The sequence below is a fragment of the Noviherbaspirillum album genome, from assembly GCF_035916955.1.
Lineage (GTDB): Bacteria > Pseudomonadota > Gammaproteobacteria > Burkholderiales > Burkholderiaceae_D > Noviherbaspirillum > Noviherbaspirillum album.
In genome coordinates this window covers 1-15,819 of sequence record NZ_JAWIIV010000046.1, presented here as the reverse complement: position 1 = coordinate 15,819, position 15,819 = coordinate 1, and the positions used below count along the sequence as shown (strand labels likewise).

Here is a 15,819-nt window from a genome sequence, read left to right as displayed (position 1 = left end):
CGGCAGGAATCAAGGGCGGATGGGCGACGGCGTTCAGGCGCCACGGCCCGGGCTGCGCTTGGCGACATCCTCCGGCGTCGGAATCGCAATCGGATCGCTGGCGGGGAAAGTCAGCTCCACCGCATCATCGAGCTGCTCTTCCTCTTTTTCATCCTTGTCGGCGGAGTGGACCTTGCGCTCCGTCACGTCGCGCGCTGCCGCATCCTCGGCAGAGACATCCTTCGGCGTCACCGAGTTGGAATTGTCGCCCCTCGATGAATTCGACTGCTTCTTGTCCTCGTCCTCGGCGGAAGTTCTCTTCTGATTCGACATTGCATTTCTCCAGTTAAATTCGCATCGCGGACTTGAGTGTCGCCGTCCGTATCCATGCGATGCCGGGGAATGTCGAAAGTTTCCTTTTTGTGTCTGGCTCAAACCAGGTCATGGTCCGCCAGTTCCTTCTTCACATAGGCATAGAACACCGGCGCGGCAATGACGCCCGGCAAGCCGAAGACCGCTTCCATCGTCAGCATGGCGACCAGCAGTTCCCAGGCGCGGGCATTGATGTGGGCGCCGATGATTCTTGCGTTGAGGAAGTATTCGAGCTTGTGCACGATGACAAGGAAGGCGAGCGATGCGACTGCCACGCCGAGCGAATGCGAGAGGCTGACGACGACGATGACGGTATTGGAAATCAGGTTGCCGACCACCGGCAGCAGGCCAGCGACGAAGGTGATGGCAATCATGCTCTTGGTCAGCGGCAGGTGGATGCCCGCCAGCGGCAGCACGACCGCCAGGTAGATGCCGGTGAAGATGGCATTGAGGCCGGCGATGCGCACCTGCGCGAACACGATCTGGCGAAACGCATCCTGCAGATTGACGACACGCATTTCCAGGGCGGCGGCAAGCGGCTTGTCGCTATCGGGCACGGTGGCGTCGTACAGGGCGGCCAGCGCGCCGATCACCATGCCGATCAGCAGATGCGCGACGGTGCGTCCGGCTTCCTGGCCAATGGTCTGCGCCTGCGAAGCATGATCGCGCAGCCAGGCGGTGAATGCGGCGCGGATCGCTTCGGCGCCGGCCGGCACATACTCCTTGAGCCAGGGCGGCATCTGCGCGCGCGATTCCTCGATGATGTCGGCCATCTTTTTCATCAGCACGCTGATGCTGCCGGCATCGCTCTGGAAGAACGTTACCGCGCCCCAGATGCCGAGCGAGAGCAGCAGCACGATCAGCGCACCGAGAATGATGACGGCGATCATGCGCGCGCGATGATCGCTGATGTTGCGCGCCAGCGGCGGCGCCAGCACATGCACCAGCGAATACACCAGGAGCCCTGAGAACAGCGCCGCCAGCAAGCCCTTGTGCAGCACGATGAAGAGCGCGGCGGCGGCCAGCAGGTAGGAGGCAATGATGGTTAAATGGGTCTTGTTTTGAGAAGCCATAAGCTTGTCCGGGCTGCATGGGTGATAAGGAGAGAGCGCTGAAAACCTTGCAAGCGCCTCGGCGATCCATGCCCTCTGGAATCAAGCCAAACCGAACCCTGATTTTTCCGCACACGGAACGCCGTCGATGAGCACACTCATTTCCCCATCGCGCTGGAATCATCGACGCTGAAGAACCGCATTGTAATCGCACCGATGTGCCAGTACCCCTCCGACGAGGGCGAAGCCACCGCGGTGGAGCCGGAAGGCCGCCGCGAAGCTGGGTGCGCAGGTCGCCCCGCCACCGTGGTACGGGCGCTCGCAGCCAAGGGAGCTCAAGGAGCTGTTTGCCGGCGTCAGGCTGGGTTGATCCAGCCGCTGCCAGCCAGGACGGGGCGGAGCGAACTGACCGCGGCTCCCCGTGTTATCCGTCCAGCTCGACCGCAACGCAGGCCAGCCTGCCCGCCTGCGCCGCCGCATCCGCATGCTCGCGGCTTTCATGCTGGGTCAGCAGGTAGCGGTCGCGGCTCAGCGGATCTGTATTGGCGTAGACATTGACATACAGCTGGTGCTGCTGCGGCACGTTCTCGAGGTAGCGCAAGCCGTTTTCGGAAAGGCGTCCGTCGTGTGTGAACACCGTCACCACGTCATCATCGCCGATATAACCGTGCACCTTGTAGACAGGATGGCGGGCGCGGGTGGTGATGATTTCCACCGGCTGCTTGGTCGTGATCAGCCGCACCGGCCTGCTGAAATCCAGCGGCGGCGGCATCCGCGTCGGCGGAATTTGCGTGGGCTGCAGGTCGGGGTGTGCCTGCACGGCTGCGCTGCCGGACGCAGCCGATGATGGTGCGGATGGTGCGGATGGTGTGAACGCCTGGGTCGGCTGCTCTAACTGCTCCACCTGCTCCGCCCGGGTCTCCCGCGCCGGGCGCGCGGTGTAGCGCGGCGCATCGAAGCTCCTGCCGGAGGCAGGCGCAGAAGCCGGCGAAGGTGAAGGCGAAGGCGAGAATGAGGGAGTCATTGGTGGCGCCGCTTCCTGCGGTGCGGGCCTTTCCACCAACCTGGGCTCGCGGCGGATGGTGACTTCCTCGCCCCTTGGAGTGACGGGCACCGGCGGCCTGTCGAAGGTGCGCCGCGGCACGTTGAACGTCACTTCATAGTTGTACAGCTGCTCGTCGGTCATGTCGGGATAAGGTGCCGGATGGCCGCCATCGATGGTGCGATATCTGACTTCCGGTTCGCGTTTTCCCATGAGAGTGCCAAGTATGCCCACGTCAATTTCCTCCAGGTTCCCAGTTTCCGCAAGCACTTGCACCGTCACGCCGTGGCGGCAGTGCTTGGCTTGCCGGATTTCGACCGGATGAGACAGCGCGGGTTCGTTTCTCGAAAGCTTTTTCCTTAACGATATGTATCGATTTGTTGCAGCACAAGGAGGGTTGCGGCATGGCATGCCGGAAACGGGGAAACAAGCCGCAGCGCGGCGTCAGCCTGCGGTCATGCTGCGGCCATCGTTTCCAAATTTTTCCACCAGGTAATCGATAAAGGCCCTGACCTCGATCGACAGGAAAGGATTCGGCAGATAGGCTGCATACAGGGTATTGCCGAACTGCCCCTGGGCATCCATCTCGGGCAGAACCTGCAGCAGGCGCTGACCCTGTCGCCGCCGGCATCGATGAAATGCCAGGTGTCATGCGTACGCGCACGGCCGTAAATCAGGCAGCGATGCTGCTGCAGTTCGGCAGGGCATTGTGGAATCCCGTTCCTGCCGAGATAGGCCGGTGAAGCGCACAGAAGATAGCGCACCGCCGCCAGCGGCCTTGCCATGAGATTGGGTTTGAGATCGTTTGCGATGCGGATCACCAGATCGATGCCGTTTCCCGCCACGTCGGCATATTGATCACTTAAATCTAGCGAAAGCCTTGCATCGGGATAGCGCTGCTGAAATTCTGGAATCAGCGGAATGATGTGGTCGTTGGCGAAGGCTACCGGCGCGGCCACATGCAGCAATCCAAACGGCTCACTCTGGAAACCGCTCACCACGCCATCGATTGCCTTCGCCTCCGTCAGGATGTTGTAGGCATGATCAAAGATGACACGTCCGACTTCGGTCGGGCTCACGCCATGCGTGGTCCTGTTGAGCAGCCTCGCACCGATCTTCTTTTCCAGGCGCTTGATCTGCTTGCTGACCGCCGAGCCTGGCATGCCGAGGATTTCGGCCACTGCGGCAAAAGACCGCAGCTCGACGACGCGCACAAACACCCTCAGATCGTCGAGAGAGTTTGTCACCATGTTCAAAGAAGAAAAACTGTAGTTCCGCAATGGTGGTTACCACCGAGGCCGGACGATATTCGCATGGGCTCCGTCGAATGCCGAAACGGCAAGCGACACCGGCCACGTCAGTGGTTTTTCAAGGTCTTCATGGAGAACATCATGAAACAGCGCAAGAAAAACGCCCAGTACCTCGGGATCCGGCGCGGCAATCATGCAATGAACGAAGTCTACGGCGGGCGCAACGGCGCCATGCATTGGGGATTGGGGTTAACGCCCTATACCCAGCACCACCTCGACATCATTACCCCTGGAACAGTCATCCATAACCATCGCAATGAAGTCATTTTCGGTGGGGCGCAATCCAGAATGCGCCGCGAACGCGAACGCGAACGCGAACTCGGATGCGGCTGCCATGCCGCTTGAGACATTCAACCGCAAGCTGCTGACGCAGGCAGGAGCGGTTGCACTGGGCCTTTTCCCGATCGGCATGCTGTTCGGAGTCGTCGCTCAGCAGAATCACTGGAGCTGGAGCGATGTACTGCTGTTCAGCATGTTCGGATTTTCGGCCAGCGGGCAGTTCTTCTACCTGAAGCTGGCCAATGAGCAGGCAAGCCTGCTGTCGATGTTCTTCGTCATCCTGATGCTCAACATCCGGTATGTGCCGATGTCCCTCGCTGCCTGGAATGCCGCCGACAATGGCAGGCTGCGGCTGGTGCTGTCGCACTTCATCAGCGATGAATCGTTTGCTATCGAACCTCGTTACGGCCGCCTTGCGCTCAGGGCCACGCTAAGAGCCATCATTTACGCCAGCTGGGTGCTGTCGACGGTATGGGGCGTGATTGCGGGCCGGGTCATTCCCGCGTCCTGGATAGGTTCGTTCTCGCAGTATCTGCTGTTTCCGGCCACGGCCATCCTTGCCATTCTTGCCGTCAAGCGCATCGACAGCGCCATTGCCGGCAACCTGCAGTTCGGGCTGGCTGCCAAGCTGCTGCTGGTCTCGGCCTGCGCCGCATTTTCCGTCGTCACCATCTATTTTTTCGGCAAGGATGCATTCTGGATCCCCGGCATTGCAGGCGTCTGCCTGATACTGTACCTGTGCCATTGGGGTGAAGAACCGACCCGTGGAGAACCGCAATGATTGAAGGCGTTGCCCTGCTGCTCGCGATCAGCCTGATCGTCCGCGTATTCCCCTCGCTGGTGGGAACGCGCATCGACATTCCGCCGCGTGCCATCGAGATCATCTCGATCGCGGTATTCATCAACATGTTCGTGTACTGCTTCTTTTCCGAAGCATTGAAGGAAACCGTTCCCGCGGCGCTGGCCTTTCTCGTGATCCTGGCTTTGCTGCGCCGGAACCTGCTGCTCAATATCCTGCTGTCATCGGCGGCGTTCATCCTCTCCGCGCATTTCCTTCGCGGCTGACCGGGCAGACATGGGATCGTTCATTCATCGCGGCGGATGCGACTGCGGCACAATCTCCGCCAAGCGGACCTGCGCAACAATGCCGGCCATTACACTCCACGGGCCTGCGACTGTTCCTTTTGCGTCAAGCATGGCGCCGCCTACCTCTCCGATGCACAGGGCCGCCTGACGATCCGGGCGGAAAACCTGGACAGCCTCAGGCATTACCGGCAGGGCAGCAGAAATGCGGATTGCCTTTTCTGCGGAACATGCGGCGTGCTGGTTGCCCTTGTCTGCCACATTGACGGTCGCCTGCACGGCACGATCAACAGCAGAATCCTCAATGACGTGCAATCCTTCGCCGAACCGGCAAAGGTTTCGCCAAAAAGCCTGACCGTGCAGGACAAATTGATGCGCTGGAAGCAGATGTGGTTCAGCGATGTGGTCGTCGAGCTGGGATGATCCGTCCTCGGTTCAGGTGCTCAGGCGCGTGTCAGGCGTACCCGGGTAATCTCCGAAGGCGCGCCGAAACGCTTCGGCGGGCCCCAGTAGCCGGTGCCCCGGCTGACATACACCCACATGTTGCGCAGCCGTTTCAGGCCTGCGACATACGGCTGCTGCATTGGCACGAAGAAGTTCCAGGGAAAGAACTGCCCGCCATGGGTGTGGCCCGATAGTTGCAGGTCGAAACCGGCATCGGCCGCCGCGGCAGAGGTGCGCGGCTGATGCGCAAGCAGCACCTTGACGCCGACATCGCCGGGAGCGCCCGCGATCGCGGCATGCGGATCGCTGCGGTGCGAGGGGTCGAAGTAGTGCGCGGTGTAATCGGTGACGCCCGCCAGCAGCAGCGATGCGTCACCGTGCGGCAGCACCACATGCTCGTTCATCAACACCCGCAGGCCAAGGCGGCGCACTTCCGCGATCCAGGCGTGCGCATTGGAGTAGTACTCGTGGTTGCCGGTGACGAAGTAAGTGCCATGCCGGCCCTGCAGGCGTGCCAGCGGCGCGGTATGCGGCGCCAGATGATGCACGCTGCCGTCCACCAGGTCGCCGGTGACGGCCACCACATCCGGCTTGAGCGCATTGACGCGGTCGACGATGGCATCGAGGTAGCCGCGCTTGATGGTCGGTCCCACGTGGATATCGCTGATCTGCGCGATCGTGAAACCGTCCAGCGCCGCGGGCAGTCCGGCGATCGGCACATCTACCTGCACCACGCGTGCAACGCGGCGGGCGTTGAAGAAGCCGATCAATGTTGCCAGCCCGGCAAGCGCGGGCGACGCGACCGCCGACCATAGCACTGCGTCGGCGCTGTACCAGCCTAGCACGCCAAGCGCGGCAAGGAAGATGTCGCGCAGCAAGGTCGACACGAACAGCGATGAAAACAGGCCGAGGGCCAGCATGCCGGCCCATGACAGTCGGTCGGCATTGACCCGGTTGCTGACCGAATGCGCGAGCATGCCGGCAGGAATGAGCAACCAGGATGCCGCCAGCCATGCCGAGGCAAGCGCCTTCCAGACAACGGCGATGGGCAATGCCGGCAGGATGCGCCAGCCGATATAGAAATGCAGCAGGCCGAGCAAGGCCAGCACGAAGAGTGTGGAACCGCGTATGCGCATGGTGCCTGAAAGGAATCGGTCAAAGTAAAGGCGGAGGCTGCGCCGGGAGCCATGGCTCCCGCGCATCCCGCTCATCGGTCTTTACCATGTTGGGCTTGAATGCGAAGCTTCAATGACGCAACGGTTCGAATTGCCGGCATAGCGTCCTGATCGGCGCCCTGACTCGTCACGCTGGCTTGTCAAAAGCCAAGTTCCCGCCACAGCAGGGCCGCGAACGATTGCATGAATTGCATGCCGGGAGCTTCCCAGTCGCCTGCAATGACGACCTTGCCGCGCCAGCTTTGGCCGCTCAGCACGCCGGGGTCTTCCTTGACTGCCAGCGTCACGTGATAGACCGCATGCTCGGGCATCCATTGCCCCTGCTTTTCCCGCGCGGCGATCATGCCGCCCTGCTGCGCCGCCCAGACGCCGCTTGGCAGGACCTGGGCCGCATCCCTGTCGATTGCCGTCACCTGCAACCGCAGGAATGGCCCCTCCAACCCGTCGGGATAGAAGCGGGCGGCATCACCGACCGCAACGCGACGCACCTGGTGTTCCTCCAGATAGGCATCGACCTCATTGCCCTGCTTCCCTACCAGCACGGCCAGCTTTTCATTTTTTCCAACCCAGACGCCGGGCGCCAGGTCCGGCACGATGTCTCGCAGCGTTCCATCGAACGGGGCGACCGGTTGATAGCGGAGCGCATCTTCCTTCAGCGACGCCAGCTCAGCCTCCGCAGTGGCCAGTTCCTCGCGCAGCACCATGATGCGCGCTCGCTGCTCGCTATCGAAACCCGCTGCCTGCGACTGCCAGCGCAGGCGTTCGATGCGAGCGGCAAGCTCTTCATGCTTGCTGCTGTTTTCCGCGGCCGATAGCCGCATGAGCACCTGTCCGGCCTTCACTTCGCTGCCGTCGGCCAGCGGCAAGGCCGCGACCTGCGCATGTACGGGCGCATGCACGGGAAACACCTGGCTGGCGCGCAGCACGCCGGTCGCCTGCAGCCGTGTCGGCCACGGTACGGCAAGCAGCAGCATCAGCACCAGTAGCAGCCAGACGCCGCGTCGGGCGCGCCGCCTGCCCTTAGGCTGCACTTGCGGCCACAAGGCGCGCCACGCGGCGAGTTCATTGGCGATCGGACGAAACACGAACCAGACGATTTCCACGGCAAACAAGAAAAGCCCTACCAATTTGATGAAGAAGTGATACACGAGCACCGCGATGCCGAGGAACAGCACCAGGCGGTAGATCCAGGTCGCCCAGGCGAACAGGATCAGACCGACATGGCGGCGGCGCGAGAAATACTCCGGCGGCGCATCTTCCTGGCCGAACAGGCGCCGCCGCAGATCCCAGCGCGCCAGTGCGAAGGCGCGAGCATGCAGGTTCGGCAGATCGAGCCAGTCCGACAGCAGGAAGTAGCCGTCGAAACGCATGAATGGGCTGGTGTTGATGGCCAGCGTGGCCAGCCAGGTGGTGGTGGCCAGCGGAAAGGCAATGGAGCGCAGCAAGCCGTCGGGAAGCACTACCCAGGCCAAGGTGGACCAGATGGCGATGACCAGCTCGGTCATGACGCCGGCCGCGGCCACGCGCTGGCGCGCGCGCTTGTCATTGAGCCGCCATACGTCGTTGGTATCGGTATAGGGTACCGGCCACAGCACCAGGAATGCCAGGCCCATGGCCGGTACGCGGCAGCCATAGCGCTTGGCGGTCAGCGCATGCCCGAGTTCGTGCGCGCATTTCACGCCGACGAGCGCCAGCGCATACGCCAGGATTCCAGTTGGCGTGAAGGTATCGAGCAGCGTGACGCTGAACCTGTCCCACTCGCGATAGACCTGCACGCCGCCCAGCAGCAGTGCCAGCAGCGTCAGGCGCGCGAACATCGATGAGAACACCCAGTTCATCGATGGCGCGATGCGGTCGAGCCAGCGGTCGGGCCGGATCAGCGGAATGCGGAAGAACAGATAGTGGTGCAGCAGTTGCTGGTGCCAGCTGCCGCGCAGCTTCGCATGGCGGGAGGCGAACTGGTTCGCGCAGGTGCGCGCATCCGGCCGCAGCAGCTGGTTGTCGCTCAGGAAACGCAGCACTTCGGCAAGATCGCCCTCCTCGGGATTGAGCGTCGTGTCGGCATGAATGTCTTGCAGGATGTCGCCGGCATTGGCAAACGACCAGCGCTTGAGCACTTCGAAGGTCAGCCAGTCGATGCGGAAGAACTGGTTGCGCACCGGGTCTTCCAGCGTCCAGCTCGGCTGGCCGTTGGCGAGATTCGGGCCGGCATGCAGGCTCAGTTCCTCGCGCAGCGGAGGAAATACCAGCGCATCCATCGCGTTCATCACCTACCAGCCCAATGTCTGGCGGATCAACGCCAGCGGCCGGCGCAGCATCCAGTACGCCAGCGGCACCCAGTTGCCGCTCAGCCGCGCGGTGCCCTTGAGGCCGACGCGGTGCTCGGTGACGCCGTCGAGTCTGGCCCGCACACGGTAGGCATAGCTGCCGTCGGGGCGCTGCAGCGCATCGTATGACACATAGCGCAATGTCGCCGCCACCGGGGTCAGGGGCGTTGCGCTCAGATATAGCGTGGTGGTTGCGCCGGGCGCTAGAGGAATCGCGTCGGCGACCGGCAGCCACGCTTCCACCTCCACATCCCGTGGCGAGGCGACGCGCAGGATGCGCTCTCCGGTCGCCACCGGCCGGCCTATCCATTCGCCCGGATCGTCAAGCAGCACAATGCCATCCTGCGGCGCCAGCACGCTGGCGCGCTCGACCTGTCCGCGCACGAAATCGGCTTCGGCGCGACGCTCTTCGATCTTGCCCTGCAGTGTCGCCAGCTGGCTTTTCGATTTGCCATCGGTCAGCGCCTGCTGCACCGACTGGCGGTATTCCGCTTCAGCCGTGGCCAGGGTCTGGCTGGCCACCGCATGACGTGCCGCGAGCTGCGCCTGGTCGAAATCGAACAAAGGCTGTCCCTTGCTGACCGCCTGGTTCGGCTTGACATGAAAGCGTTCGATCACGCCTTCCAGCGGCGAGCGGATGACCGCCGGATTGGCGGCGACCAGTTCGCCGGGCGCCAGCACGGTGAGCCGCACCGGGCACAGCAGCACCAATCCCAGCGCCGCCGAGACGTGCACCATGCGCCTGCGCCACCATGGCAGGCTTGCCGCACGTTCCTGTTGCAGGCGAGCCTTGGCGCGCAACTTCAAGCTGCCAAAGCTCCATCGCACGCGCGGTGTCCGGGCGCGATAGGCATGCTGCCAGGCGTCGATCCACTCCGCGAGCAGGCCGATCTCTTCGTCGAGCCACGGAATATCGCGCGCCAGCAGCAGGCCGCCATGCGCTGCTGTCTCGCCTGAAGGAACCGGCAGCCACAAGCCGAATTCCGGCAGCCACTCCGCCCATTCTTCGGCCACGCCTGCCGGCGCATCGAGCGCACCGATGCGCAGCGGCTGCCCACTGTCCGTCAGGCCGCTGCACAGGCGCTGCAGCCAGTGCACATAGGGCGCATTGGCTTCCATCTGCACCACGCCCGACAGTGTGCATACGCCGCGGTCGGCGAACCACAGCGCTGCCTGCCGGTATGGCGCCAGCGCATGCGTGCCGTTGACTGCCATGAATTCCAGTTCGACACCGTTCTGCGCATGGCGCGCGCGATGCGCCATATCGATCAGGCTTGTTACTGCCGCCGCCAGGGCGCCGTCCCTCATTTCCATCTTCTATTCCTGCCAATGCCTATCCGGTACTACGGACCTTGCCAACCATGCCACGGCCTGTTTCGCTCATGCGCTCTGCCTGTCGTGAAGACATTGCCGGCTGCCGAAGCTGATCTGACAGGCTGGTCTTGCCGAGGTTCTTGCCGCCTTCGATGGTTTTCTGATTGACGTTGCCGATGTTGATACGGAATAGCGCGTTTGCCTCGCGGCCCTGCATGTCGCGTGCGATCACCTTGATGCGCAATTCACCCTTCACGCCGTCGGGCACTTCGCCGTTGAACTGGCCGGTCTGGGCATTGAACTGCACCCAGGTCGGCAGCGGACGGCCGTCCTGCAGTGTCGCGGCGAGACGCACGACTTCCTTCGGCTGGGTATGCGCGAAGGCATCGGCCGGCACGGTGAGCGAAATGCGCGTGCCGCTCTCCGTGTACTGGTCAGGCACGCCGCGGAAGATGACCAATGCAGGTTCATCGGCCTTGGCCACCACGGTGCGGAAGCCTTCGGAACGGGTGTAGACATCGCTCAGTTCGGCATTGCGCTGGATTTGCTGTTCCGGCGGAATATCGATGGCCGACGGCGCGCGGCCGAAGCCGGTGCGCGAGGCGTCGTTGCCGACCAGGCTGCCAGGTGCGGCGGCGATTGCCGATGCGCTGCTGGTGTCGGTAAAGCTTGGCATTGAGACGGTTGCACCGCGCGGGTCGACGACGATTGCGGGGGCGGTGGGGGACACGACCGCAGGGGCAGGCACGGGTACGAGTGTGCCGGCCGGCGGCAGTTCGGCGGGCGGGACCGGTGCAGGAACAGGGATTGGTACCGGCGTGGGAACAGGTACTGGTACTGGCACTGGAGTAGGTGCTGGAACTGGCATCGGAGTAGGTGCTGGAACTGGCACCGGTGTTGGCTCAGGTGCAGGAGCTGGCACTGGCGTAGGTGCTGGTACAGGCACCGGAGTGGGCGCTGGCACTGGTACCGGTGTTGGTCCAGGTACAGGCACCGGGGTAGGTATAGGCGTTGGTGCCGGTGCCGGTGCCGGTGCCGGTGCTGGTGCTGGTGCTGGTGCTGGTGCTGGTGCTGGTGCTGGTGCTGGTGCTGGTGCTGGTGCTGGTGCTGGTGCTGGTGCTGGTGCTGGTGCTGGTGCTGGTGCTGGTGCTGGTGCTGGTGCTGGTGCTGGTGCTGGTGCTGGTGCTGGTGCTGGTGCAGGCACGGTCTCGTTGACATCCGTCACCGACACAGTGACGGCCCGTTCGCTGCTGTTCCCGGTTGCATCGCGAGCTACAACGGTAAAACCGTAACTTGCCTTGGTCTCGAAATCGAGATTGCCATTTGCCAGGGTGACAGCACCGGTCGTGGTATTGATGGCGAGCGCTGCCTGGTCTCCGATGCCGGCTTTCAAGCTGTAATTTACCGCCTTGTCCGTGAAATCAATGACATCGGTTGCCGCTGCGGTATAGAGCAGATTCTGGTTTTCGACGGCATTGGCTGTGGTACCGGAACTGAAAGCGGGCGCAACTTCATCGACATTCGCAATGGTCACGGTGATTGTTTTATCGGTCGTGTTGCCCGCCGCATCGATGGCTCGCACCGTGATGTCATGTGTGCCCGCCGTTTCATGATCGAGCAGCGTCCCATTGGCAACGGTGACCGCACCGGAGGCCGAGATTGCAAAGCGTCCGCCCGCATTGTCAGTCAGGCTATATGTGACAGGGCCGTTTGCCTCGGTGGCCGTGATGGAGCCCACGCTCTCGCCATTGGCTGAATTCTCAGCGATGGTCAGCGTGCCATTGACGTCGCCCGGCCCGGCCGTATCGAGTTTGACGGCCTGGATCGCGGCTGTTCCTGTCAACCCGCTGGACGTATCTTTGACACGTGCGTGGAGGATCCAGTCACCGCCATGTGCGCCGGGATCATTCACGCTCCAGCTTGTTCCGTTTGTCGTCGCCGTGGTCCATGTGCCGCCGCCGTCGAACGAAACCTCAACGATCTCGTTCGCTCCCAATGCGGCGCTGAGCGAGCCGCTGACAGACCGATTGGCCGTCCCGTCATTCGTCACGAAATCTTTTGCAGTGCCGCTGTCCTTGGTCATCTCCGTGATGCCGACGGTTTGGGCGGGGGCCGTCGGAAGCTGCACGGCCAGTTTGAACGTCGTACTGTCGGACAGGCTGCCGTCGGTGGCAGTCACCTTCAACGTATAGTCTCCGGTGGAGCCGGCGGTTGGCGTGCCGCTGAAGGTGCGCGTACCAGGGTTGAACTGCAGCCAGGCCGGCAAGGCAGTGCCATCGGCTAGCGTCGCACTGTAAGTCAGCGTCGCATTGTCGGCATCGGTGAACGCATTGACCTGTACCGACATCGGTTGTCCGACCGTCGCTGACTTGTCCGTTGTCGTCACTGCGACCGGTGCGTCATTGGCGCCGTGAATCGTTATTTCAAGCGTTGCATCGGAGGTATGGCCGGCCAGATCCTGAATGCGGTAGCCGAAGGACTCCGTCAGCGTAGCTCCGTTCAGGTTAAGCGCCTGGACTGCCGCATTGTCGTTGTTGACGGTGTAGACATAACTGCCATCGGCGCCGATCACCAGCGTGCCGTAATTGCCGGCGAGCGTCGTTCCGTTGCCATTGGCAGCCGCGTTGCTTTGCGCGGCGACGGTTGATGCGTTGCCACCGACGCCGGCGCCGGCCTGTGCCTTCACCACGGTGATCGGACTGCCCTTGTCATTGCCCAGGACATTCCCGCTCGGGTCGATACCGGGAAGCGTATTGGCAATGCCGCCCTTCTCCGTTGCGGTGGCGATATCGGCAACGGCAAGGCTTTCCACGATCGTGGCGGTAGCCGCTACGCCTGCCGGGTTGGTCGCCGCACCGATAATGGCGCCGGTGCTCAGGCTGAAAGTTTCATTGGTCTCGTCAACGCCATCACTGACGGTCGCGATTCGCAACTGTATGGAATTCTGGCCGCCCGGAATACTGACCGTGTCTCCCACCGTCGACCATGTCTGCCCGCCATCGGTGGACACGGAGAGCGTGCCGGAGGCAGCGGTATCGGCGCCGATCGTCGCCGTGCCGTTACTTAGTACGGGAGTGAATGTGATCGCGGTATTGCTGATCTTGTCGGCGGTGACCGTGAAGACCGCATGGCTGCCTTCCGAGACCGAGACGTTCGACATGGAGAGCGTGGGCGTGTCATTGTCGTTGCCGCCCGCACCGGTTCCGTCATCAAAGATGGTAGCAATGCCGATGGCGGACTTGCCGCCGGCATTGGCCGCAGTCAGTGCGAACGATTCCTGGCCTTCGTAAAAGGCGTCGTTCGTAATGCTCACCCGCACCTGGACCGTTGTCCCGGCCATGGTGATGGCTCCGGTATAGGGCACCCATGTGGCGCCGTCGTCGGAGATTTCCAGGGTGGTGCCATGGTCGGCGTCGGTTGCGCTTGCATTGGTCAGGCCGAGCGTAATGACTTGGCCGGCCGCGCCGGTCACAGTAAAGGCGGCATAGCCTGCCGCTTCATTGACATCGACGCTGCTCACGCTGAGCCCGCGATCGTCATCCTTGGCGGCCGTGGCGTTTTCAGCGCCACTGGCGTCGACAATCGTACCGGTGCCGTTGTCAATGATGGTGCCGATGCCTTGGGCTGCCACGCCTGCGGAATTGACTGCGACGAGCTTGAGCGTTTCGCCTCCCTCAAACTCCTTGTCATTCAGAATACCCACCCGCACAAGGAGATCGGCGGCGCCCGCCGTGCCGGGAATCGTCACCGTACCGCTGGTGTAGGCTACCCAGGCGGTGCCATTGAAGTACTCGAGATTTGGCTGATAATCCATGCCGCCCGCGGCATGACCTGCTCCATTGCCGGTATCGGCCAGCGACAAGCTGACCTTCTGGCCAGCCTCTCCCGTGACCGTGAAGACCGCATAGGGCGACGCTTCATTGACCGTCGGGCTGCTCACGGCCAGGGTGCGGCTGTCAGCAGTGACGGTAATCGATAGCGTATCGGTGTCGGTGTTGCCGTTGCTGTCGGTGGTCACGAGCATCAAGGTGTCGCTCGCGGAATACACGTCGCCGGCGCGATACGTCAGCGTCGCCAAGGCGGCATTGATCTGCGCTTGCGTGCCGGATAGCGTCAACTGGCTGGAGTCATTGCTGCCCGCGCTGATGCTTGCGCCATTCAATGCGCCGATGCTGAGCTTGCCGGAGATGACGGTAATACGTGCGCCGCTGACGTCGCCATCCACATCGGAGACGGACAGCGGGATCGATACGCTTCCAACCTCCGTCACCGTCGGTGCCACTGGCAGGGTATTGACCGGCACATGCTCATCGGTAGTGCCATTGATCGTCACGGTCAGCGTCGCGGTAGCCGTTTTCCCCCTGCTGTCCTTCAATTCATAGGTGAACGTCTCGGTGAGCGTGGCGCCGTTGGCCAGCGCCTCGACATCTGCGTTGGCATTGTCCACGGTATAACTGTAACTGCCGTCGGCACCGATCTTGAGCGTGCCATAGCTGCCGCTGACCGAGGCCGGATTCGCAGTTGAAGTGCTGGATGCAGCGACGGCGACATTCGGCGTGCCTGCTCCCGCGATCACATTGCTGACAAACCGCGTGTCGCCTGCATCGACATCGGTATCGTTGTCGAGGACATTCCCGGATGGATCGACTCCGCCGGTTGCATTGTTGATACCGCCCTTTTCCTTGGCATTGGCCGTATCCGCTACGCCGACAGGCGCGTCATTGGCGCCCTGGATCGTCACGGTCAGCTTGGCCACATCGGAACCGGCCGAATTGGTGACTTTATAGAAGAAAACGTCGGTCAGGGTACTGCCGGTGTTGAGTGCATTGACGGTCGCATCACTGTTGGCGACGGTATAAGTGTAATTGCCGACGGCGTCTATGGTGAGAGAACCATAGGCTCCAGTGAGTCCGGTGACGCCGGGAGTCTTGTCGGACCAGGCGGAAGTAACGCTGCCGCCACCTATCCAGATAACCTTACCCGTCGGGTTTGTACCGATGGCCGTACCAGTACCGTCAAATCCGGCCTCCACCGCAGCGGCATTTGCACCTGCCGCAACCGGTTCGGTGTTACTGGTGGTGCCTTCAATGCGAATGCTCAGTACTGCCGAACTGGTCAAGCCGGCTGCGTCGCGCATTGTGTAGGTGAAGTTTTCGGTTCTTGTCTGGCCGGTGGAAAGAGTGGTGTCGGTGATGGTATAGGTGTACGTTCCGTCGGCTGCGAGGTTCAAAGTACCGTATTGACCATGAATAGAATTTCCAGGCACTTGCGAGAAAAACAGTGCAGTTCCATCACTTAACGTAACGGCATTGCTAAGTGTTAAATTTCCGCCATTAACGTTTGTTATGGTCGTATTTGCTGGTAGAGCTAGTGTCAAGACTGGTGTATGGCGGCTTGAAGGATAGCGGCGTCAGGCGGCGAGTTTTTGCTGTTCCGGTGGAT

At 62.2% G+C, this 15,819-nt stretch carries 12 protein-coding genes; 4 read left to right on the top strand and 8 right to left on the bottom strand.

The annotated features are described in order from the left end of the window. Positions 1 to 33: 33 nt before the first annotated feature. The 4 genes from RY831_RS29050 to RY831_RS29030 form a co-directional block, all read right to left on the bottom strand. Complete coding sequence (locus tag RY831_RS29050; protein ID WP_326509826.1) at positions 34 to 312, bottom strand: hypothetical protein; 279 nt, start codon at positions 310 to 312, stop codon at positions 34 to 36. Between the two features lie 98 nt (positions 313 to 410). Further along, a complete protein-coding gene (locus RY831_RS29045) occupies positions 411 to 1,424 on the bottom strand; it encodes an AI-2E family transporter (RefSeq protein WP_326509825.1) in 1,014 nt (337 codons plus the stop codon). Positions 1,425 to 1,827: 403 nt separating this feature from the next. Continuing rightward, complete coding sequence (locus tag RY831_RS29035; protein ID WP_326509824.1) at positions 1,828 to 2,658, bottom strand: hypothetical protein; 831 nt, start codon at positions 2,656 to 2,658, stop codon at positions 1,828 to 1,830. A gap of 242 nt (positions 2,659 to 2,900) precedes the next feature. Beyond that, the gene (locus RY831_RS29030; protein WP_326509823.1) at positions 2,901 to 3,695 is read right to left on the bottom strand and encodes a LysR family transcriptional regulator; all 795 of its coding nucleotides are present in this window, start codon (positions 3,693 to 3,695) and stop codon (positions 2,901 to 2,903) included. Positions 3,696 to 3,758: 63 nt separating this feature from the next. On the opposite strand from RY831_RS29030, the gene RY831_RS29025 reads away from it, so the two are divergent. The 4 genes from RY831_RS29025 to RY831_RS29010 are packed head-to-tail and all read left to right on the top strand — an operon-like array spanning position 3,759 to position 5,540. After that, positions 3,759 to 4,100, top strand: a complete 342-nt coding sequence (locus RY831_RS29025; protein WP_326509822.1) for a hypothetical protein — start codon at positions 3,759 to 3,761, stop codon at positions 4,098 to 4,100. After that, the gene (locus RY831_RS29020; protein WP_326509821.1) at positions 4,090 to 4,815 is read left to right on the top strand and encodes an AzlC family ABC transporter permease; all 726 of its coding nucleotides are present in this window, start codon (positions 4,090 to 4,092) and stop codon (positions 4,813 to 4,815) included. Before RY831_RS29025 ends, RY831_RS29020 begins: the two co-directional genes overlap by 11 nt. Continuing rightward, a complete protein-coding gene (locus tag RY831_RS29015) occupies positions 4,812 to 5,099 on the top strand; it encodes an AzlD domain-containing protein (protein ID WP_326509820.1) in 288 nt (95 codons plus the stop codon). Before RY831_RS29020 ends, RY831_RS29015 begins: the two co-directional genes overlap by 4 nt. Positions 5,100 to 5,135: 36 nt before the next feature. After that, entirely contained in the window at positions 5,136 to 5,540 is a 405-nt protein-coding gene (locus RY831_RS29010; RefSeq protein ID WP_326509819.1) for a GFA family protein, read from the top strand. Positions 5,541 to 5,560: 20 nt separating this feature from the next. On the opposite strand, the gene RY831_RS29005 is transcribed toward RY831_RS29010, so the two are convergent. The 4 genes from RY831_RS29005 to RY831_RS28990 form a co-directional block, all read right to left on the bottom strand. Beyond that, entirely contained in the window at positions 5,561 to 6,697 is a 1,137-nt protein-coding gene (locus RY831_RS29005) for a metallophosphoesterase (protein WP_326509818.1), read from the bottom strand. A gap of 179 nt (positions 6,698 to 6,876) precedes the next feature. Next, entirely contained in the window at positions 6,877 to 9,003 is a 2,127-nt protein-coding gene (locus RY831_RS29000; RefSeq protein ID WP_326509817.1) for a site-2 protease family protein, read from the bottom strand. A 3-nt stretch (positions 9,004 to 9,006) separates the two neighbouring features. After that, complete coding sequence (locus RY831_RS28995; RefSeq protein ID WP_326509816.1) at positions 9,007 to 10,377, bottom strand: efflux RND transporter periplasmic adaptor subunit; 1,371 nt, start codon at positions 10,375 to 10,377, stop codon at positions 9,007 to 9,009. Between the two features lie 19 nt (positions 10,378 to 10,396). Continuing rightward, a complete protein-coding gene (locus tag RY831_RS28990) occupies positions 10,397 to 15,754 on the bottom strand; it encodes a cadherin-like domain-containing protein (RefSeq protein WP_326509815.1) in 5,358 nt (1,785 codons plus the stop codon). Between the last annotated feature and the right edge of the window lie 65 nt (positions 15,755 to 15,819).